The 20313-nt window shown below is 71.6% G+C and carries 16 protein-coding genes; 6 read left to right on the top strand and 10 right to left on the bottom strand.

All coding sequences use genetic code 11. The annotated features are described in order from the left end of the window. Nucleotide 1: 1 nt before the first annotated feature. Nucleotides 2-670, bottom strand: coding sequence for a DUF1028 domain-containing protein (locus BJ958_RS04075; protein WP_179725660.1), 669 nt, complete (start codon nt 668-670; stop codon nt 2-4). Beyond that, nucleotides 667-1095, bottom strand: a complete 429-nt coding sequence (locus BJ958_RS04070) for a RidA family protein (RefSeq protein WP_179725659.1) — start codon at nt 1093-1095, stop codon at nt 667-669. The genes BJ958_RS04075 and BJ958_RS04070 overlap by 4 nt, the downstream gene beginning before the upstream one ends. A 169-nt stretch (nt 1096-1264) precedes the next feature. On the opposite strand from BJ958_RS04070, the gene BJ958_RS04065 reads away from it, so the two are divergent. From BJ958_RS04065 to BJ958_RS04055, 3 genes are all read left to right on the top strand, one after another. Then, nucleotides 1265-2539, top strand: a complete 1275-nt coding sequence (locus tag BJ958_RS04065; RefSeq protein WP_179725658.1) for a flavin-containing monooxygenase — start codon at nt 1265-1267, stop codon at nt 2537-2539. Beyond that, nucleotides 2536-3666 carry a class II histone deacetylase gene (locus BJ958_RS04060; RefSeq protein WP_179725657.1) on the top strand — a complete coding sequence of 377 codons (1131 nt, stop codon included), beginning with the start codon at nt 2536-2538 and terminating at the stop codon, nt 3664-3666. Before BJ958_RS04065 ends, BJ958_RS04060 begins: the two co-directional genes overlap by 4 nt. A gap of 117 nt (nt 3667-3783) precedes the next feature. Next, the gene (locus BJ958_RS04055; RefSeq protein ID WP_179725656.1) at nt 3784-5400 is read left to right on the top strand and encodes a glycosyl hydrolase; all 1617 of its coding nucleotides are present in this window, start codon (nt 3784-3786) and stop codon (nt 5398-5400) included. Here the strand turns inward: BJ958_RS04055 and BJ958_RS04050 are convergent. Both BJ958_RS04050 and BJ958_RS04045 read right to left on the bottom strand, forming a co-directional pair. Next, a complete protein-coding gene (locus BJ958_RS04050) occupies nt 5369-6940 on the bottom strand; it encodes an FAD-dependent oxidoreductase (protein WP_179725655.1) in 1572 nt (523 codons plus the stop codon). The two genes, BJ958_RS04055 and BJ958_RS04050, sit on opposite strands and share 32 nt — an antisense overlap. Further along, nucleotides 6937-8358, bottom strand: coding sequence for a purine-cytosine permease family protein (locus tag BJ958_RS04045; RefSeq protein WP_179725654.1), 1422 nt, complete (start codon nt 8356-8358; stop codon nt 6937-6939). The genes BJ958_RS04050 and BJ958_RS04045 overlap by 4 nt, the downstream gene beginning before the upstream one ends. A 168-nt stretch (nt 8359-8526) precedes the next feature. On the opposite strand from BJ958_RS04045, the gene BJ958_RS04040 reads away from it, so the two are divergent. Beyond that, nucleotides 8527-9354 (top strand): carbon-nitrogen hydrolase family protein, encoded by an 828-nt coding sequence (locus tag BJ958_RS04040; RefSeq protein WP_179725653.1) that lies wholly within the window; start codon nt 8527-8529, stop codon nt 9352-9354. Between the two features lie 12 nt (nt 9355-9366). Further along, nucleotides 9367-10173, top strand: a complete 807-nt coding sequence (locus BJ958_RS04035) for an endonuclease/exonuclease/phosphatase family protein (RefSeq protein WP_179725652.1) — start codon at nt 9367-9369, stop codon at nt 10171-10173. On the opposite strand, the gene BJ958_RS04030 is transcribed toward BJ958_RS04035, so the two are convergent. Genes BJ958_RS04030 through BJ958_RS04020 form a run of 3 tightly spaced genes read right to left on the bottom strand, consistent with a single transcriptional unit; the run spans nt 10157 to nt 15230 of the window. Beyond that, nucleotides 10157-12211, bottom strand: coding sequence for an oxidoreductase (locus BJ958_RS04030; protein WP_179725651.1), 2055 nt, complete (start codon nt 12209-12211; stop codon nt 10157-10159). The genes BJ958_RS04035 and BJ958_RS04030 overlap by 17 nt on opposite strands. Beyond that, on the bottom strand, nt 12208-13731 hold the full coding sequence (locus tag BJ958_RS04025) for an APC family permease (protein ID WP_179725650.1): 1524 nt from the start codon (nt 13729-13731) through the stop codon (nt 12208-12210). The genes BJ958_RS04030 and BJ958_RS04025 overlap by 4 nt, the downstream gene beginning before the upstream one ends. A gap of 14 nt (nt 13732-13745) precedes the next feature. Further along, a complete protein-coding gene (locus tag BJ958_RS04020) occupies nt 13746-15230 on the bottom strand; it encodes an aldehyde dehydrogenase family protein (RefSeq protein WP_179725649.1) in 1485 nt (494 codons plus the stop codon). A gap of 99 nt (nt 15231-15329) precedes the next feature. Between BJ958_RS04020 and BJ958_RS04015 the strand changes: the two genes are divergently transcribed. Next, nucleotides 15330-15971 carry a TetR/AcrR family transcriptional regulator gene (locus BJ958_RS04015; protein WP_179725648.1) on the top strand — a complete coding sequence of 214 codons (642 nt, stop codon included), beginning with the start codon at nt 15330-15332 and terminating at the stop codon, nt 15969-15971. Here the strand turns inward: BJ958_RS04015 and BJ958_RS04010 are convergent. From BJ958_RS04010 to BJ958_RS04000, 3 genes are read right to left on the bottom strand one after another with little or no spacing between them, the layout of a single operon-like run. After that, on the bottom strand, nt 15968-16957 hold the full coding sequence (locus tag BJ958_RS04010) for an electron transfer flavoprotein subunit alpha/FixB family protein (RefSeq protein WP_179725647.1): 990 nt from the start codon (nt 16955-16957) through the stop codon (nt 15968-15970). The two genes, BJ958_RS04015 and BJ958_RS04010, sit on opposite strands and share 4 nt — an antisense overlap. After that, nucleotides 16954-17736: an electron transfer flavoprotein subunit beta/FixA family protein gene (locus BJ958_RS04005; RefSeq protein WP_179725646.1), complete on the bottom strand. Its 783-nt coding sequence runs from the start codon at nt 17734-17736 to the stop codon at nt 16954-16956. Before BJ958_RS04005 ends, BJ958_RS04010 begins: the two co-directional genes overlap by 4 nt. After that, a complete protein-coding gene (locus BJ958_RS04000; RefSeq protein ID WP_179725645.1) occupies nt 17733-20267 on the bottom strand; it encodes a GcvT family protein in 2535 nt (844 codons plus the stop codon). The genes BJ958_RS04005 and BJ958_RS04000 overlap by 4 nt, the downstream gene beginning before the upstream one ends. Nucleotides 20268-20313: the final 46 nt, after the last annotated feature.

Below are 20313 nucleotides of genomic sequence, written 5' to 3'. Positions count from 1 at the left end.
CTCACTCGTCCCCGGGGACGCCGTACGACGGCGCGACGGTGGGGTCGAGCCCCCGGGTGACGTAGTCGTCGCGCTGGGGCAGCCAGACGTCGAGCAGCTCGCGGAGCCGGCCGATCGGGTCGTCGCTCCAGTCGACGCGCAGGTCGCTGACCCGCCACGCGACGTCGCGGACGACGGACAGACCGGCCGAGCGGACCGGTCCGGCCTCGCCGCCGGCGGCCAGGCCGGCCTCCAGCGCGGCGAGCAGGCGCTCCTCGAGCTCTCCGGTGGCCGCGGTGAACCCCGCGGCGACGGCGTCGACGACGGCGGTGTCGGCGAGCAGGTTGCCGGCCGCGACGACGCCGTCGCCGACGACCTGGTGGTGCACGCCGAGCGAGCCCTCGCCGGAGAACGCGGCGCCGGTGCCGTCGAGCCCGAGGACGGTGAGCTGGCGGTGCTGGATGTGCTCACGACCGTCGGTGACGCTGGCGAGCGCGGCGCGGGCGTCGAGTCCGCTCTGGAGCGCGTCGAGGAGCTCGGTGCCGAGGCGGGGGTCGGTGATGTTCTGCGAGGACGCGCCGCCGACACCGGGACGCAGGTGGATGCAGCGCGCCGCGACGGCCGGGCTGGAGGACGTGACGGCGATGCCGACGGCGCCCTTGCCGTCGGTCGCGAGGACGGAGAAGGTCACTGGGAGATCACCGCGATCGCGTCGACCTCGACGAGCCACTCGGGACGGGCGAGGGCGGAGACGACGATGCCGGTCGAGATCGGGTGCACGCCCTTGGTCCAGCGGCCGATGGTCCGGTAGACGGTCTCGCGGTAGCGCGGGTCGACGATGTAGATGGTGAGCTTGACCAGGTGCTCCATGCGGGCACCGGCCTCCTCGAGCAGCATCTTGATGTTGGCCATCGCCTGCTCGGTCTGCGCCTCGACGTCACCGATGCCGACGGACTCGCTGGTGTCGAGGTCCTGGCCGATCTGGCCGCGGACGTAGACCGTGTTGCCCGCGACGACGGCCTGGCACAGGTCGTTGTCGAGGTTCTGCTCCGGGTAGGTGACGCTGGTGTTGAACGGACGGATGCGGGTGTGGCCGCCGACGACGATGCTGCTCATGCGCTCCAGTCCACTGGACCGCAGGCCATGTGTCCAACAGATCTTTCCGACTTCCATCATCAATGGAACAGATGCACCGTGCCGGCGTCGCCGGTCATCACTGAAAGCAATGCAGTGGACCAATAAGATCTGTTGGACAGGACCAATCCCCGCGCCCGACGATCGTCCCATGTCCCACCAGGAACCCCAGCAGGTCGAGGTCCTCGTCGTCGGCGCCGGCCAGGCCGGCGTCGCGATGAGCGAGCACCTCAGCGACAACGGCATCCCGCACCTCGTCCTCGAGCGCGAGCGGATCGCCGAGCGCTGGCGCACCATGCGCTGGGACTCGCTGGTCGCCAACGGTCCCGCCTGGCACGACCGCTTCCCCGGCCTGGAGTTCCAGGACGTCGACCCGGACGGCTTCGCCACCAAGGACCAGGTCGCCGCGTACTTCGAGGCGTACGCCGAGAAGATCGCCGCGCCGATCCGCACCGGCGTCGAGGTCACCTCGGTGACCCGCAACCAGGGCCGTCCCGGCTTCCGCGTGGAGACCTCCGACGGCGTCGTCGAGGCCCGCTACGTCGTCGCCGCCACCGGCCCGTTCCAGAAGCCGGTCTTCCCGCCGATCGTCCCCGACGGCCCAGAGGGGCCCGGCGCGGTGCAGATCCACTCCAGTGACTACCGCAACCCGGAGCAGCTGCCCGAGGGCAACGTCCTCGTGGTCGGCGCCGGGTCGTCCGGGGTGCAGATCGCCGACGAGCTCCAGCGCTCGGGTCGCCAGGTCTACCTCTCGGTCGGCCCGCACGACCGCCCGCCGCGGAGCTACCGCGGCCGCGACTTCTGCTGGTGGCTGGGCGTCCTGGGCCTGTGGGATCTCGAGACGCCGACGGCCGGCGCCGAGCACGTCACGATCGCCGTCAGCGGCGCCCGTGGTGGCCACACCGTCGACTTCCGCGCGCTCGCCGCGCAGGGCATCACGCTGGTGGGCATGACGGACCGGTACGACGACGGCGTGCTCACCTTCCGCGGGGACCTCGCCGCCAACATCGCCGCCGGCGACGCCAACCTGCTCGCGCTGCTCGACCAGGCCGACGCCTGGGTCGAGGCCAACGGCATGGACCTGCCCGAGGAGCCGCAGGCCCGGGTGCTCGGCGACGACCCGACCAGCGTGACCGACCCGCTGCTCGCGCTCGACCTCGCCGATGCCGGGATCACCTCGATCGTCTGGGCGACCGGCTTCGCCACCGACTACGCGTGGCTGCCCGCCGGCGCCCTCGACGAGGCCGGCAGGCCGTCGCACCGCCGGGGCGTCTCCTCCGAGCCCGGCATCTACTTCGTCGGCCTGCCCTGGCTCTCGCGCCGCGGCTCGAGCTTCATCTGGGGCGTCTGGCACGATGCGGAGCACGTCGCCGGGCACATCGCGACCCAGCGCAGCTACCTGACCTACGAGGCACCGACCGCATGAGCGAGCAGCCGCGGACCGCGTTCTACCACGACGAGCGGTGCCTGTGGCACAGCACCGGCGAGGCCGTGCTGTTCCTCCCGGTCGGCGGCTGGCTGCAGCCGCTGGCGAGCGGTGGCCACCCCGAGTCGCCCGAGTCCAAGCGGCGGTTCAAGTCGCTGATGGACGTCTCCGGCCTCACCGAGCAGCTCGCCGTGCACAGCGCCGAGCCGGTCACCCGCGAGGACCTGCTGCGCGTGCACCCGGCGACGTACGTCGACAACTTCCGCGAGCTCTCCGCTGGCCGCGGCGGCGAGATCGGGCCCGAGGCCCTGTTCTCCCACGGCGGCTTCGAGATCGCCACCCTGTCGGCCGGCCTCGCCAAGCGGGCGGTCGCCGACGTCGTGACCGGCCGCTACCGCAACGCGTACGCCCTCTCCCGCCCGCCGGGCCACCACTGCCTGCCCGACGAGGGGATGGGCTTCTGCCTGCTCGCCAACATCGCGATCGCGATCGAGGCGGCCAAGGCCGAGCACGGCCTGGGCAAGGTCGCCGTCCTCGACTGGGACGTGCACCACGGCAACGGCACCCAGGCCGTCTACTACGAGCGCGACGACGTGCTCACCGTCTCGATCCACCAGGAGAACTGCTTCCCCGTGGACTCCGGCGGCACCGAGGAGCGCGGCACGGGCGCGGGCCGGGGCCACAACCTCAACGTCCCGCTGCCCCCGGGCTCGGGCCACGAGACCTACCTGGCCGCGATGCGCGACATCGTGCTGCCCGCACTGCGCGCCTTCTCCCCGGACCTGGTCGTCATCGCCAGCGGCCTCGACGCCAACATGGTCGACCCGCTTGCCCGCCAACTGCTGTACGCCGACAGCTTCCGGCAGATGACCGCGATGGTCATGGAGCTGGCCGACGAGGTGTGCGACGGCCGGGTCGTCGCCGTCCACGAGGGCGGCTACGCCGAGTCCGAGGTCCCCTTCTGCGGCCTGGCCATCGTGGAGACCCTGTCCGGCATCCGCACCGAGGTGGTCGACCCGTTCGAGGAGACCTTCGTCGCCCAGCAGCCGTCCGAGCGGACCCTGCGCCACCAGCTGGAGATCGTGGCCGAGCTGGCCGAGGAGCTGCACGCCGGGCTGCTGGAGTAGCGCCGATCGCGACCCGCGGATCCCCCAATCGTGGTGACGACAGCGCGTGCCTCGCGGTGTTCCACTTCCCGGTGACGACGAGCAGACGGGGGACGCCGCGTGAGGACGAACAGGCTCGTGCGACTGACCGTGGCGCTGGCAGCGGCGTTGACGCTCGCCGCAGCACCGCAGCTCGCGTCGGGATCACCCACCGGGATGAGGTTCGGCGCCGTCAGCCAGCCCCGTGCCGGCGAGAGCTACCAGTCCGCCCTCCTGCGCGCCGAGGCGACCGCCGGTCGCACCTACGACGTGGTCCGGGACTTCCCGCGCTGGGACACCCCGTTCCCCGACTCGTTCCACACCTGGCTCAAGGGCAGCGGACGCACCCTGATCCTGTCGGTCAAGTCCCGCCGCACGAACGGCCAGACGATCCTGTGGCAGAGCCTCGTCGACGCGCAGCCCGGGAGTGCGCTCCACAACGACATGGTGGCCTGGGCCGACCGGCTGCGTGACTACGGCGTACCGATCTACTTCACGTTCAACCACGAGCCGGAGTCCAAGGCCAGCTCCACGATGGGAGAGGCACCGCAGTTCATCGCGGCGTGGCGGAAGTTCCACGACATCGTCGTGGCTCGCGGGGCGACCAACGTGAAGTTCATGTGGATCATGACCGACTACGCGTTCATGGTCGGCCCGGACGCCCGGAACTACGGGCCGAAGTGGTATCCGGGCGATGCCTACGTGGACGCGATGGGCATCGACGCCTACAACTGGTTCACCTGCCGCACCGGCATCAACACCCCCTGGATGTCGCTCGAGCAGATCATCCGTCCCTTCCGGGACTTCGGCACCCTGCACCCGACGAAGGAGCTGTGGCTGACCGAGTGGGCCAGCACCGAGGACCCGGCCAACCCCACGCGCAAGGCCGACTGGTACGCCGCGGCACAGGCACTCTTCAAGCGTTCGGACTACGCGCAGTTCGCCGGGGTCTCCGCCTTCGACGCCCAGGGCCCGGACAGCTGCACGTGGTACCCCGACAGCAGCACGACCTCTGCCGCCGGGTTCAGGGCCATGGCGACCGACCCGTTCTACGACGGCGGCACTCCCCCGCCACCGCCGCCCGAGACGACCGCGATCTCCTTCGTCGCCTCGGCGAGCAGCAACGCCAACGTCACCAACCACAGCGTCCTGGTGCCCGCCACGGTGCGGCCCGGCGACACGCTCCTGCTCTACTTCACCGCGAACACGGCGCCGACGAGCACGTCGGCTCCAGCCGGCTGGACCCAGGTGCGCAGCGCCGACCTGCCCGCCGCACTGAGCCGGGTCTGGGTGCGCACCGCCACCGCCGGCGACGCGGGGTCGACCGTCACCGTCAGCGCCTCCTCCCTCACCAAGGGCGATCTCACCGTGGCCGCCTACCGCGGTCCCGCAGGCACCCCGATCGACGTCAGCGCAGTCAACGTCCAGACCAGCACCACGACGCAGTACGTCGCACCGTCGGTCACGCCGACGCGGACCGGCGACTGGGTGGTCGTCTACTGGGCCGACAAGTCCTCGACCAACACGAGCCACACCGTCCCGGCCTCGCTGACCCGGCGCCGCACGACGACCGGCACCGGGGGCGGCCACATCACCGCGACGGTCGCCGACACGAGTGCGGCCGTGCCCGTCGCGCCGACCGGCACCTACCTCGCCACCGGATCCGCCTCGTCGGGCCAGGCGATCAGCTACACGATCGCCCTGCGGGTGCCGTGACCCGCTGCGCGGCCTCCTCGATCAGGTCGGCCGCGCGCTCGGCCACCATCATCACGGTCACGACCGGGTTGGTCGCGACGAGCTGCGGGAAGACCGAGGCGTCGACGACGCGCAGCCCGTCGAGACCTCGCACCGTGAGGTCGGGCCGCAGGACGGCGGTCGGGTCGTCGTCCGCGCCGATCTTGCAAGTGCCGGACACGTGGTAGACGGTCTGGTGGGTCGCACGGGCGACCGCGCTGATCTCCTCGTCGGTCTGCACGTCCGGGCCGGGGAAGACCTCCCGCACCAGCCGGGACGCGAACGGCTCGGCCGCGCCGATCCTGCGGGCCAGGCGGACGCCGGCCACGAGCACGGCCTCGTCGCGACCTTCGGGGTCGGTGAAGTAGCGGTAGTCGATCGCCGGCGGTGCCTCCGGGTCGGCGCAGGTGATCCACACACGGCCGCGGGAGGCGGGGCGGGCGACGTTGGGGGCGATCGAGACGATCCGCTCGGGCAGCTGGGCGCCGTACGCCTCGGCATGGACGGCCCACGGCTCGACCGGGAAGTGCATCAGCACGTCGGGACGGTCGTGCGGTGCGGTGAGGCTGACCAGCGCGCCGGCGTCCCAGCCGCTGGCGCAGGTCGGCGGCGGCAGCTCGGCGAGCTCCCAGACCACCAGGCCCTCGGCGTGGTCCATCAGGTTCTCCCCCACGCCGGGCAGGTCGACGACGACGTCCACCCCGGCCTCGTCGAGGACCGAACGCGGCCCGATGCCGGAGAGCTGCAGCAGCCTCGGCGAGTCGATGGCGCCGCAGCACACGATGACCTCGCGGCGCGCGGCGTACCGCACCAGCTCGCCGTCGACCCGGGCCAGGACGCCCGTCGCGCGGCCGTCCTCGACCTCGACCCGCTCCACACGGGCGTCGAGCACGACGTCGAGGTTGGCGCGTTCGGCCCGGGCGGGGTGCAGGTAGTGCACCGAGGTCGACGAGCGCAGGTTGGTGTCCGGGGTGTAGCCGACCTCGAAGAAGCCGGCGCCCTCGGCGCGCTCGTCGAGGCGGCCGTCGTTCCACGCCTCCTGCAGGGGTACGTCGAGCGCGGCGACCGCGGCGTGCACCATGTCGGCGACCATCGGGTTGCGGTCCTCGGGCGCGACCGGCTGGATCGGCGTCCGCAGGCGGTCGAAGTAGGGCTGCACCGTCGCGGCGTCCCAGCCGGCAGCGCCGCGCTCGACCCACTCGTCGAGGTCGGCCGCGAGGGTGCGCCAGGAGATCATCGTGTTGCCGTCGGAGCAGCCGCCGAGGATCCGCAGCCGGGCCTGGCGGATCGCGGAGTTGCCGCGCTCCTGCGCGACGCTGCGGTAGTCGAGGTCGTACTCCCCCTCGATCATCTCCGCCCAGCGGCGCAGGTCGCGGGCCCGCGGCTCGTGCTCGTCGTCGGGGCCCCACTCGACGAGGGTCACCGAGACCGCGGGGTCCTCGCTGAGCCGAGCGGCGAGCAGGGAGCCCGCCGTGCCTCCGCCGACGACCAGGTAGTCCGACGTCGCGACGGTCTCCGTCACGCGACGCCGCCCTGCGCGGCCGGCTCCAGCGCCGGGCGGTGGCCGGAGAACCGGCTGAACCGCCGCATCAGGAACAGGTAGAGGGGGCAGATCACCGCGAGCCCGACGATCCAGGAGATGTCGACGTAGTGGAGCCTCTCGCCGATCGGTCCGGTGTACTTGGTGGTCACCAGGAACGGGACCTGGACCGCGATGCCGAGGAAGTAGCAGCCGACCGCGATCAGGTTGAACTGGCCGTAGCGGCCGCCGTCGCGCTCGAAGAGCGAGTCGATGTCGTACTCGCCGTGCTTGAGCAGGTAGTAGTCGACCAGGTTGACCGCGGTCCACGGCACCAGCACGCACAGCAGCAGGAGCATGAAGTTGGTGAAGTTGACGAGGAAGTCGTCCTTGCCGGCGAGCGCCATCACGACGGCGGCGACGAAGAGCAGCGCCGAGACGACGCCGCGCGCGGCGGCGCCGGGCACCCACCTCGGGAAGATCGTCTGGCCGACGGTGATCGTGGAGAGTGCGCCGCAGTAGAGGTTCATCGCGTTGGTGCAGGCGATGCCGATGCCGAAGACGGCGATCACGAGCCCGCCGACGCCGTGGGTGAGCTCCTGCAGCCCGGAGACCGTGTCCGACTCGGGCAGGGCGGCGCCGACGACGGCACCGAGGATCATCGGGAACAGCGAGCCGAGCACCGCGCCGGCGTACGTCGCCCAGAACGCCGGGCGCACGCCGGTGTCGCGAGGCATGTAGCGGGTGTAGTCGGAGACGTACGGCGCGTAGGCGATCTGCCACAGGGCCGCGAGCGAGATCGTGCCCATGAACCCGGCCAGGGTGGCGCCGTCGGAGTGGAAGGTGCCGGTCGGCAGGTCGTTGACCGCGAGGACCCAGACGAAGGCGAGCACCATGACCAGCCCGGAGACCAGGCTCATCAGGCCGGTCAGGGCGTGGATCATCCGGTAGCCGACGATCGCGCCGGCCACGCTGACCAGGCCGATCAGGATGATCGAGAACGTCTCGTCGAGCCCGAACAGGCTGGAGACGGCCTGTCCGCCGAGCACCATGTTGGACGCGAAGAAGCCGACATACATGAAGATCACGAGCACGACGACCAGCAGGCTTCCGTAGGACCCGAACTGCGCGCGGGTCTGCAGCATCTGCGGCACGCCCATCTGCGGGCCCTGGGCCGCGTGCAGCGCCATGACGACCCCGCCGAGCGCGTGGCCGACGACCAGCGCGATCACCGCCGCCCAGACCGGCAGGCCGTAGACGGCGGTCGCGACGACACCGGTGGCGACGGTGAGCAGCATGATGTTCGACCCGAACCAGATCGTGAACAGGTCACGGGCCTTGCCGTGCCGCTCGGTCACCGGGATGTGGTCGATGGTGCGCTTCTCCACCGTCAGGGTGGTCTCGATCGCGTCGTCGTGCATGGGTCCCCCTCTGGGCCGTGATCCCGCTCACCGTAGGCCGCGGACGAGGGTGCCGACCAACACCGGTTTTCGTTGCTCAGCATCAACAAAAGCGATGACCCCACGCATTGACATCACCTGGACCGCCGCATGGGATGGGCCTCCCCGTCCCACGAAGGAGCACCTCCCATGCAGGATCGCGTCACCATCGGCCTGGTGCAGTGGCACGCCGCCCCCGGCGAGCCCGACACCAACCTCACGACCGCGCTGGCGCTGGTCGCGGAGGCGGCCCGCCAGGGCGCGGAACTGGTGGTCCTGCCGGAGCTCTGGGCCAGTGGGTACGACGCCCCGCGGCTCGCAGCGATCGTCGCCGGGGCCGCCGAGCCGGTGCCCGGGCCACGCAGCGACGCGCTCGCCGCGGCGGCGCGCTCGCACGGGATCTGGCTGTTCGCCGGGTCGGTCCCGGAGCTGGCCGACGGGGCGACGTACAACACCACCGTCGTGTACGACCCGGCCGGCGAGATCGTTGCCCGCCACCGCAAGGCCCACCTCTACCGGCCGACCGCGGAGGACGCGGTCTTCGCCGCCGGCTCCGAGGCCACCGTCCTCGACACCGTGCCCTTCGGCCGGGTCGGCATGGCCACCTGCTTCGACGGCGACCATGCGGCCTACGCCCGCGCGCTGCGTGACCGCGGCGCCCGCCTCGTCGTGATGCCCGCCGCCTACGAGGCCGGGGCCGAGCACTGGTGGGACCGGCTCCACCCGGCGCACGCGCTGGCCAACGGGCAGTGGTGGATCACCGTCAACCAGCCCGGCGGCGAGGGCGACGCGGCGATGTTCGGCCGCAGCCGCGTCATCGCCCCCGACGGCACCGTCGTCTGCGAGGCGCCGCGCCACGACGCCGATGGACCGGCCGTCGTGACCTGCACGGTCGACCTCGCCGCCGGGATCGCGGACGCGGACCAGCACAACGCCGCGCTGTGGACCGACACGCGCCCGGAGCTCTACGTCCTCTGACAGACTCCGGGCATGCGCATCGTCTCGGTCAACGCCTGGGGCGGTGCCCGCCACGACGACCTCGCGGCCTGGCTGCCCACCGCCGGTGCCGACGTCGTGTGCCTGCAGGAGGTCACCCGCACCGCCGGCCTGTCCGGCTGGACCTCCTTCGCCGACGGCGAGCGCTCGCTGCCCCAGCGGGCGAACCTGCACGCCGACGTACGACGTCTCCTGCCGTCGCACGAGGCCCTGTTCGTCGCCAGCGACGCCGGTCCGGTCACCGACGACGCAGGACGCCGGCACCAGCAGGACTTCGGCCTCGGCACCTACGTCAGCGAGACGCTGCCGATCGTCGGCACGGCGAGCGCGTTCGTGCACGGCTGCTTCGTCGACCACGACGAGTGGACCATCACCGACCGGCCCCGTGCGGCCCAGGCGGTGCGTGTCGTCGATCGCGCCGCCGGGCGCACCGTGTGCGTGGTGCAGCTGCACGGCCTGCGCGACCCCGCCGGCAAGGGCGACACCCCGGCCCGCGAGGAGCAGGCGGACCGGCTCGCCGCCTTCGTCGAGGCGATCCGACGGCCGGGCGACCTCGTGGTCCTGGCGGGCGACCTCAACCTGCTGCCGGACAGCGCGACGTTCGCGGTCCTGCGCGGGATCGGGTTGCACGACCTGGTCGGCACGGCCGACACCCGCACGTCGGCGTACCCCAAGCCGGTGCGGCACGCGAGCTACCTGCTCGTCTCGGACCCGGAAGCCGTGGCGGGCTTCCGGGTCCGGGCGGAGCCGGAGGTCTCGGACCACCGGATCCTCGAGCTCGACCTCAGGCCAGCTGGGTGACCTCGCGGCGGAACGGCACCTCGTCGTTGGACGGCAGCACGGCGTCGAACTCCTCGGCAGCACGGCGTCCCGACCACACGGCGGCGGCGATGGTGCCCGGGGCCCAGGCATCGCCGATGCCACGCACGGAGGCGATCTCGCCGGCGTCGCGGCGGGCGACGAGGTCGAGGTACAGCTCCTCCCTGGGCAGGCGGGCGGTCACCATGACCACGGCGTCGCAGTCGAGGTCGCGCTCGAGGCCGGTGTAGGTCTCGCGGACGGTCACGCCGCCCGCGCCGACCGCGACGACGGCGTGGTCGAGCACCCGGGTGATGCCGTTCTCGATGATGCGGCGCTGGATCCGGTTGATCTCGAAGGTGTTGTTGGTCCACGACGAGACCTGCGGAGCCGGGGTGACGATGGAGACCTCGTACCCCTGCTGCGCCAGCAGCTCCGCGACGACGCCGCCGAGGTAGTAGTGGTCGTCGTCGTAGACGACGACCTTCCTGCCCTCGGGCAGGCGGCCGGCGAACAGGTCGTCCGGGCCGAGCACCTGCGCGCCCTCGGCGATCGGCAGCGCGGTGGTGTGGAAGCGCGCGACGCCGTCGGTGCGCCAGGTGGCGCCGGTGGCGGTGATGACGTGCTCGAAGCCGAACTCGACGATGTCCGCAGCCGTCATCGGGCTCTCGCGGTAGATCTCGACGTTGGGGAGCTCGGCGAGGACCGCCTCGCGGTACTCCTTGACCCGGCCCCAGGCCGAGAGGCCCGGCAGCCTCGACTCCGCGGACACACGACCGCCGAGGTCGCGCCCGGCCTCGGCCAGCACGACGTCGTAGCCGCGGACGCCGAGGGCACGGGCCGCCTCGAGGCCGGACGGGCCGGCGCCGACGACGAGGATGCGCGAGTCGCTCTCCTTGGCGCGGATCCTCTCGGGGTGCCAGCCGCGCCGCCACTCCTCGCCCATGCTGGGGTTCTGGGTGCAGCGGATCGGCGACATCGTGAGGTCACCGGACACGCAGATGTTGCAGCCGATGCACTCGCGGATCAGGTTCAGCCTGCCGTCGCGGATCTTGTTCGGCAAGAACGGGTCGGCGATCGAGGGCCGGGCGGCGCCGATCAGGTCGAGGATTCCGGCCTTGACCTGGCGCACCATCGCGTCGGGTGAGGTGAACCGGCCCACGCCGACGACGGGCTTCGTGGTGAGCTTCTTCAGCCCGGCGACGAACTCCTCCTGACGACCCTCCGGCGCGAACCGTGAGGTGACCGAGTCGCCCTCCCAGCTGCCCATCGCGAAGTCCCACAGGTCCGGCAGCTCGCCGAGCTCGCGCAGCACGCCCTCGATGTCCTCGCGGGTGATGCCGCCGTCGATCTCCTCCTCGACCGTGATCCGGCAGGCCACGGCGGCGCGGCCGGCGACCTCCTCGATCGTGTCCTCGAGGAGCTCCTTCAGCAGGCGCATCCGGTTCTCCAGCGAACCGCCGTACTCGTCGGTGCGGTTGTTGTAGCGGCGGGAGAGGAAGTGGTGCGGGGCGCCGTAGCCGTGCGCGCCGTAGACGTAGACGACGTCGTAGCCGGCCTCCAGCGAACGGCGCACGGCGTTGCGGTGCCAACGCCGCAGGTCGTCGATGTCCTGCTTGGTCATCGCGCGGGCCTGGACCGGCGCGATGGTGTCGGGCGCGACCGGGAGGTGCTGCGGCCCGAGCGGGGTCTCGCGGCTGAGCTGGTTCGGCGCGTTCATGCCGTTGTGGGCCAGCTCGATGCCGGCCAGGCCGCCACCCTCGTGGATGGCGTCCGCGATCCGCTTGAGCGCGGGCAGGTCCTGGTCGTCCCAGATCCGCAGCTCGATGAACGGCGCGATGTCTGAGGTCGCGTGGATCTCGACCTGCTCGGTGCACACGACCGACCAGCCGCCCTCGGCCTTGATCTTGCGCATCGAGGCCTGCGCGCTCGGGTCGCGGTAGCCCATGCCGTTGCAGTGCGGCACCTGGTAGAAGCGGTTCTTGGTGGTGACCGGCCCGATCTGCACGGGCTCGAAGAGGATGTCGTACGCCGAGGTCATCGGACGGTTTCCTTGATCTGGTTGTCGGGGGTGTCGGGGTTGTCAGCGGCACTGCCGGCGCGCACGGAGCGGCCGAACACGTAGCCGATCGCGCCGAGGGCGCCGATCACGGCGAGGGTGCCGAGGGTGAAGGCCTCGAAGGTCGCCTGGGAGACCCCCCAGTAGTCCTTGAACGGGTAGTCGAGGCCGAAGACGCGCTCGAGGGTGCCGGGGAAGACGGCGACCCAGGAGCCGAGCACGATCCAGGCGAAGGCCAGCCAGCCGAGCAGCGCGAAGCCGCGGTCGGAGACGGGTACCCGGAAGGGGCGCTCGACGTCCGGGTACATCCGGCGCAGCTTGATCGCGGCGGGGATGACGAAGAGGTAGGCGAGCAGGAAGGTGGAGATCGAGATCGTCAGCACCACGCCGAAGATCGCGCCACCGGTGCCGGAGACGACCATCGCGGCGAACATGAACACGGTCGCCGTCACGCCCGAGAGCATGTTGACGCGCACCGGGGTGCCCAGGCCGGGGTGGAAGCGACCGAAGTAGCCGCCGAAGAAGGAGCCGTCGGCAGCGGTCATCGCCTGCATCCGGTCGGAGATGATCATCCACGCCGAGCCCTGGCTCATCAGCACGTAGACCACCACGATCGCGGTGATCTTGAGCATCGGGCCGGACGCGTCGCCGTACACCGAGAACACGGTCTTGACCGCGTCCAGGAAGCCGCCGATGCCGGTGATCTCGTCCTTCGGCACCACCAGCAGGATCGCGAGGATCGGCACCAGGTAGCAGAACGCGGCGGTCGCGCAGGAGCGGGCGATCGAGACGGGCACGTCGCGGCCCGGGTTCTCCATCTCGCCGGCGGCGCTGTTGCCCGACTCGAAGCCGAGGTAGGCGAACAGCAGGATCGGGACCGAGCCGAAGAGGCCGAGCAGGGTCGGGCTGAAGTCGCCGGCGCCGAGGCCCTCGACGCCGTGCTGGACGGCGTAGATCGCCGTGGTCACCACGAACAGCACCAGCACGGCGATCTTGAGCACCGCACCGCTGGTCGGCAGCCACTTGCCCTTCTGCAGGCTGACGACGGCCGCGAGCACGGTGATCCAGATGAAGACGAACTTGAAGACGTAGTCGGCGAAGGAGCCCGACGGCAGCGGGGTGATGTAGGTGCTGACCGTCTCGGCCGCCAGGAACGACATCGAGCCGCCCACCCACACCGGCTGGGTGACCCAGTTGAGCAGCGAGGCGACCGCTGCCGCCGGGCGGCCGAAGGCGTCGCGGACCCAGGTGTACGCGCCGCCCTCCTCGCTGAAGGCAGCACCGGTCTCGGCGAAGATCAGGCCGTAGGGCACGAGGAAGAACACGGCGAGCACGAGCGCCCAGGTGAACGCCTCGGCGCCGTACGTCGAGACCTGGCCGAGCGTCTCGAGGCCGACGACGGCGGCGATGAGCAGGAAGATGATGTCGAAGCGGCCGAGCGTGCGGTGCAGCAGCGCCTGCTGCTCGGCGGCGAGCTCCGTGGGGCGGACGGTGTCTGACATGGGTGCTCCAGGATTCAGTGGTTGATCCAGACGGTCTTCAGACCGACGTACTTGTCGAGGGCGTGCAGCGAGAGGTCGCGGCCGAACCCGGAGCCCTTGAACCCCCCGAACGGGGTCCAGGCGCTGAAGGCGTCCACGCCGTTGACGGTGACCGTCCCTGCGTGGATCCGCTCGGCCAACCGGTGGGCGCGGCCGAGGTTGCTGGTGGCGACGGAGGCGGCGAGGCCGTACGCCGTGTCGTTGGCGAGGGTGACCGCCTCGTCCTCGGTGTCGAAGGGCGTGATCGCGAGCACCGGCCCGAAGACCTCCTCGCGGGCGAGGGTGGAGGCCGGGTCGACGCCGTCGAACACGGTCGGCTGCACGTAGCAGTCGCTGCCGTCGCGGGTGAGCCGGTCGCCACCCGTGACCAGGCGGGCACCGGAGGTCCGGGCCTCGTCGACGAACTGCATGATCCGGTCGGTCTGCTCGGGCGAGACGATCGCTCCCATCCCGGCGGCGGGGTCGAGCGGGTCGCCGGGGGCGTACGCCGCGGCCTCGGCCGCGACGAGCGAGACGAACTCCTCGTGCACCTCGCGCTGGACGAGCACCCGAGAGTGCGCCGAGCAGACCGCGCCCTGGTTGAACCAGATGCCGAAGGCGGTCTGCTTCGCGGTGACGGCGAGGTCCTCGGCGTCGGCGAAGACCACGTGGGGGCTCTTGCCGCCGCACTCGAGCCAGACCTGCTTGAGGTTGGACTGGCCGGCGTACTGCAGGAAGTAGGCGCCGACCTCGGTGGAGCCGGTGAACGCGAGCACGTCGACGTCCGGGTGCAGGCCGAGCGCCCTGCCGGTGGTCTCGCCCAGGCCGGGAACGACGTTCAGGACGCCGTCGGGGATGCCGGCCTCGGCGGCGAGCTCGGCGATCCGCAGCGCGGAGGACGGCGACTGCTCGGCGGGCTTGAGGACCACGCTGTTGCCCGCGGCCATCGCCGGGGCGACCTTCCACGCCAGCATGTCGACCGGGTAGTTCCACGGCACCACCGCGCCGACGACGCCCAGCGGGACCCGCCGGACCAGGCCGAGGGTGCCCGGCGGGGTCGGGGCGACCTCGTCGTTGATCTTGTCGATCGCCTCGGCGTAGTAGCGGAACAGGTTGACCGAGAACGGCAGGTCGAGCTCGTGGGCGTCGACGACCCGCTTGCCCATGTCGAGGGAGTCGAGCACGGCGAGCTCGGCGGCGTGGTCGGCCAGCAGGTCGGCGAAGTGGAGCATCCGCTCGCGCCGGAAGGCCACGCCCGCGCGGCTCCAGACCCCGGAGTCGAAGGCGGCCCGCGCCGCGCGCACGGCGCGGTCGACGCCCTCGGCGCCCGCGTCGGCGACCTCGGCGAGCAGGGCACCTGTCGCGGGGTTGCGGTTCTCGAAGGTGGCCGTGCCGGCGTCGACGAAGCCGCCACCGACGAACGGGCGGGTCGGGAGGACGACCTTGGCGGCCTCGGCGATCCAGTCCTGGTGAGTGCGCACGCGAGATCCTTTCTTTGCGCTTCGGCGCAAATATGACCCGGGTCACCCGGCGCTGTCAACGTCGCCCCCAAAATCGGGCAGGGCGCTACGGTGGTCGCCATGGCACGACGCAAGGACCAGGCGGCCCGCCGCGAGCACCTCATCGCGGCGACGCTGACGGTCATCGCCCGGCACGGCCTGAGCGGTGTGACGATGAAGAACATCGCCGAGGAGGCGGGCATCTCGCCGCGCCTGGTCGCGTACTACTACCCCGAGCTCGACGGGCTCGTCGAGGCCGCCCACCAGGCCGCCACCGACCGCTACTACTGGTCGCGCCAGCAGGTCGTGGCGGGCGACCTCTCCCCGGTCGAGAAGCTCGGTCGCCTCATGTACTCGGGCCTCCCCCGCGGCGAGGACCTGCTGCTCAGCCAGGTGCTCGACGAGATCTCGGTCAGCGCCAGCCGCAGCCCGATGCACGCCACCTTGATGACACTGCTGTTCGACCGCGAGGTCTCGCTCTACACCGCGGTGCTCGAGGTCGGGCGCGCCACCGGCGTGTTCACGCTGGTCGACGAAGCCGACGCGATCGCCCGCAACTTCGTGGCGCTCGAGGACGCCTTCGGCCTGCACCTGCTGGCCCACAACTCGTCACTGACGCTCGAGCGGGCCGAGGAGCAGCTGGCCAGCTACGCGCTGGCCGCGACCGGCGTGCGGGTCACTCCCACCCGCCCTGACCTGCCGAACACCGCAAAGAAAGCCTAGGAAGCCCGGCGCCGGCGGATCTCCTCGTTGATCGCCGGGACGACCTCGTGCAGGTCCCCGATGACCGCGTAGTGGGCCTTGGCGACCATCGGCGCGTCCGGGTCGGTGTTGATGGCCAGGATCGTCTTCGCGCTCGCGCAGCCGGCCCAGTGCTGGATCGCGCCCGAGATGCCGCAGGCGACGTACAGGTCCGGTGAGATCCGGCTCCCGGTCTGGCCGACCTGCTCGTGGTGGGGTCGCCAGCCGAGGCTGGTCACGACGCGGGACACCCCCAGCGCGCCGTCGAGGAGGTCGACGAGCTCCAGCAGGTCGCCGAACCCGTCGGCGCTGCCGGCGCCGCGACCGGCACCGACGACCACCCGGGCCGACTTCAGGCCGCCCGACAGGTCCTCCTGCGCGGGCTCGGCGGACACCACGCGCGCCACGAGGTCGGCGGCGGCCACCTCGGGCGTGCTCGTGACCACCCGTCCGGCCCCGGGCGTCGCAGCAGGTGTCGCCTCCACGGCGTGCCCGGCGACGGTGAAGATCGCCGGCCGCTCCCCCAGGACCATGTCCTCGAGCGCGGCGCCGCCGACCACCTGCCGGGTCACCGTGAAGGGCGCCAGCCCGTCGAACGCCACCACGTTGGCGGCCATCGCCACGCCCAGGCGCGCGGCCAGGTGGGCCAGCACCTCCATCCCCCGGGGCGTCCCGGCGGCGGTCACCACCACGGACCCGGCGGCCTCGCGCACCGACTGCACGGCGCTCGCCCAGGCGGCGCCTCCGTAGGCGCTGAACGCATCGCCCGTGGCGTGGTGCACGTCGCGCACGCCGTACGTCGCCAGCTGCACAGCCAGCTCCTCGACGGGGCACGGCAGCGGTCCGACGACCACCGCGTCGATCGGTACGCCGCCGCCCGCGGCGGACAGGTCGCGGGCGAAGGACAGGGTCTCGCGGGACACCTCGACGGCCCCCGTCGCGTCGGTCTCGACCAGGACGAGGATCATCGCGCCACCACCCCCAGCTGCTCGAACAGGTCGACCACCGCAGCGGCCGCGTCCGCGCCCTTGCCGAGCACCTGGACCTCGCTCGGCTGCGGCGGCGGCAGCCGGAGCCGGCGGCGGTTCGGGCCCACCGGGTCGGTGCCGGGTGTGCGCTGCTCGATCTCCACCTTCTTCGCCTTCATCCGTCCCGGGACCGTGGGGTAGCGCGGCTCCACGCCGCCCTCGAGCACGGTGACCACCGCGGGCAGCGGCACCCGGTAGGTCTCCCTGCCGTCGGGCCCCTTGACGCCGGCGACCACGTGGCCGTCCTCGACGGCGATCGTCGCCGCGCCGTTGACCACCGGACGACCGAGCTCGTGCGCGAGCCGGATCCCGACCTGGAAGTCGCCCGTGTCCGCCGCGTCGTTGCCGAGCAGCACCAGGTCGTGCGGCCGCCCCGCGCTCTCGTGGTCGCGGATCACGGCGGCGATCTCGCGCGCGACGTCGGCCGGGCCGAAGGCGCCGGGATCGGCCTCGACGTGGGTCGCCGCCGTGCAGCCGACCGCCAGCGCCGAGCGCAGCTGGTCGACCGCCTCGGGCTCGCCCAGCGTCAGCACGCTGGCGCTGCCTCCCGTCGCGGTGGCCGTCTGAACGGCCAGCTCGATCGCGCACTCCTCGTGGTTGCTCAGCGTGAAGCCGGCGTAGCGACCGTCGACCGACTGCCCGTCGTCGGTCAGCACCACCTCGCCGGTGGAGTCCACGACCCGCTTCACGCAGACCAGGACGTCGAGGGCCGCGCTCATCGGATGCGCTCGTTGTCGGGGTCGAGGAGCGGGGTGGCGTCGACCGAGGCGACCGTGACCGGGTACAGCTCCTCCATGTACGACACCGCGAGCTGGTTGCCGAGGACGGCCTGGTCGGGCGGGAGGTAGGCCAGCAGCACGTGCTTGCCGAGCGAGGGCGCGGACCCGGCGCTGGTGACGTACGGGTGGTGGCCGTGCCCGTCGGTGAGCGTGCCGCCGTCGCGGGTCAGGATCGGCTCGCCACCGAGCATGTAGCGCTTGATCCCCGAGGCGGAGGTGTGGTCGTCGACGGTCATCGTGCACAGCACCGCGGCCGGCCCCGTCGTCGACAGGGCCTCGCGCTGGGCCAGGTAGGCCTCCTTGCCGACGAAGTCGGCGGCCTTCACCTTGGGCCGCTGCATCCCGGCCTCGACGATGGTCCGCTCCGAGTCGAGCTCGTAGCCGTAGGCACGGTAGCCCTTCTCGATCCGGCCGGTCGTGCCGTAGACGCCGATGCCGACGGGTACGGCGCCGTGCGGCTGCCCCGCCTCGAGCAGCGCGTCCCACAGCCGTGCGGCGTCGTCCATGGCGACGTAGAGCTCCCAACCCAGCTCGCCGACGTAGGAGATCCGCGAGGCGAGCACCGGGACGCCCGCGACGGTGATGTCGCGACAGGTCAGGAAGCCGAAGCCCTCGTCGGAGACGTCGTCGGAGGTCAGCGACGCGAGGATGTCGCGCGCCCGCGGCCCCCAGAGCCCGATGGTCGAGACCTGGTCGGTGACGTCGACCAGCGTCGTGGCGGGATCGGTGACCTGGTCGCTGAACGTCTTGCGGTCCGCCATGCCGTGCGCGCCGCCGGTGACCACGCGGAAGTGGTCCTCGCCCAGCCGCATCACGGTCAGGTCGGACAGGAACCCGCCGTTGGCGTTGAGGACCGGGGTGTAGATCACCTTGCCCACGGCGACGTCGCACTGGGCGACGCAGGTGCGCTGCACGGTGTCGAGCGCACCGGGTCCGGTGATGTCGAAGACGGCGAACGCCGACAGGTCGACCACACCGGCGGCCTCGCGCATGCGCAGGTGCTCGGCGTTGATGATCGGGCTCCACCAGCGGGCGTCCCACTCGTGCTCGCGCGGCATGACGGCGTCGCCGTACACCTCCAGGAGCGGGGCGTTCGACTCGTACCAGTGCGGACGCTCCCAGCCGGCGGTCTCGAAGAAGAAGGCACCGAGCTTCTTCTGGGCGTCGTGCATCGGGGCGAGCCGCTGGTCGCGGTCGGACTCGTACTGCTCGGCCGGGTGCACGATGCCGTAGGTCTTGATGAACGACTCGGTGGTGCGCAGCCGCGTGTGCTCGCGGCGCATCTGGTGGGCGTGGAAGCGGGCGATGTCGCTGTGGTGGACGTCGATCTCGGACCAGCCCTGCGTCATCCACTCGGCCACCGCCCGACCGACGCCGGGGCCCTCCTTGATCCACACCGCGGCCGCGGTCCACAGGCCCCTGACCTGGCTCTCCCCCAGGATCGGCGCGCCGTCGCAGGTCAGCGACAGCAGGCCGTTGATGGCGTAGCGCATCTCCGCGCCCTCGGCTCCGAGCAGCTCGGGCATCAGCTCGTAGGCCTGCTCGAGCTGCGGGTCGAAGTCCTCGGAGGTGAACGGCAGCTCGGTCGGCGAGAGCTTCGACTGCTCGATCGAGGGGATGTCCTCGGGCTCGTGCAGGATCGCGCGGTGCGCGTAGGAGCCGACCTCCATGTCGGCGCCGTGCTGGCGCTCGTAGCAGAAGGTGTCCATGTCGCGGATGATCGGGAAGGAGATCTCACCCTCGCGCTCGGCCAGCTGCGGGCAGGGGCCGACGCTGATCATCTGGTGCACGGCCGGGGTGAGCGGGATGCTGATGCCGGCCATGTCGCCCAGCTTGGGGCTCCACACGCCGGCAGCGATCACGACGTGGCTGGTCTCGATGTCACCGCCGTCGGTGCGCACCCGGGTGATCCTGCGGCGACCGTCCGCGTCCTCCTCGGTGTCCATGCCGATCACCTCGACCGTGGGCACGACGGTCAGCTCGCCGGTCGCGAGGGCCGCCTCGCGCATGATGGTGCCGGCGCGCAGCGAGTCGACCACTCCGACGCTCGGCGTCCAGAACGCCCCGATGAACTGGTCGGCCTCGATGAAGGGAACCTTCTCCTTCACGAACTCCGGGCTCACCAGCTCCGCCTCGATCCCCCACGCCTTCGCGCTCGACATCCGCCTCCGCAGCTCCTCCATCCGCTCTGGCGTCCGGGCGATCTCGAAGCCGCCGGACTGCGTGAAGACACCCATCTCCTGGTACTGCCGCACCGAGTCGAGCGTCAGGTCGGTGATCTCGCGCGAGTGGTCGACGGGGAAGATGAAGTTCGACGCGTGCCCGGTGGAGCCGCCCGGGTTGGGCAGGGCCCCCTTGTCGATCTGCACGATGTCGCGCCAGCCCAGGCGCGCGAGGTGGTGCACGAGGCTGTTGCCGACGATGCCCGCGCCGATCACGACGACGCCGGCCGAGGTGGGAACGGTGGCCATGGGGACTCCTTGGGGAGTGAGTCGGAGGGTGCTGCGTGAGTTGCGT

The sequence above is a fragment of the Nocardioides kongjuensis genome, assembly GCF_013409625.1.
Lineage (GTDB): Bacteria > Actinomycetota > Actinomycetes > Propionibacteriales > Nocardioidaceae > Nocardioides > Nocardioides kongjuensis.
This window is presented reverse-complemented; position numbering and strand designations above follow the sequence as displayed.

Excerpts from the sequence above, each read along its gene's own strand:
- BJ958_RS04070 (WP_179725659.1), bottom strand. The coding sequence starts at position 1,095 with ATGAGCAGCATCGTCGTCGGCGGCCACACCCGCATCCGTCCGTTCAAC.
- BJ958_RS04065 (WP_179725658.1), top strand. The coding sequence starts at position 1,265 with ATGTCCCACCAGGAACCCCAGCAGGTCGAGGTCCTCGTCGTCGGCGCC.
- BJ958_RS04060 (WP_179725657.1), top strand. The coding sequence starts at position 2,536 with ATGAGCGAGCAGCCGCGGACCGCGTTCTACCACGACGAGCGGTGCCTG.
- BJ958_RS04045 (WP_179725654.1), bottom strand. The coding sequence starts at position 8,358 with ATGCACGACGACGCGATCGAGACCACCCTGACGGTGGAGAAGCGCACC.
- BJ958_RS04040 (WP_179725653.1), top strand. The coding sequence starts at position 8,527 with ATGCAGGATCGCGTCACCATCGGCCTGGTGCAGTGGCACGCCGCCCCC.
- BJ958_RS04035 (WP_179725652.1), top strand. The coding sequence starts at position 9,367 with ATGCGCATCGTCTCGGTCAACGCCTGGGGCGGTGCCCGCCACGACGAC.
- BJ958_RS04030 (WP_179725651.1), bottom strand. The coding sequence starts at position 12,211 with ATGACCTCGGCGTACGACATCCTCTTCGAGCCCGTGCAGATCGGGCCG.
- BJ958_RS04025 (WP_179725650.1), bottom strand. The coding sequence starts at position 13,731 with ATGTCAGACACCGTCCGCCCCACGGAGCTCGCCGCCGAGCAGCAGGCG.
- BJ958_RS04015 (WP_179725648.1), top strand. The coding sequence starts at position 15,330 with ATGGCACGACGCAAGGACCAGGCGGCCCGCCGCGAGCACCTCATCGCG.
- BJ958_RS04010 (WP_179725647.1), bottom strand. The coding sequence starts at position 16,957 with ATGATCCTCGTCCTGGTCGAGACCGACGCGACGGGGGCCGTCGAGGTG.
- BJ958_RS04005 (WP_179725646.1), bottom strand. The coding sequence starts at position 17,736 with ATGAGCGCGGCCCTCGACGTCCTGGTCTGCGTGAAGCGGGTCGTGGAC.
- BJ958_RS04000 (WP_179725645.1), bottom strand. The coding sequence starts at position 20,267 with ATGGCCACCGTTCCCACCTCGGCCGGCGTCGTCGTGATCGGCGCGGGC.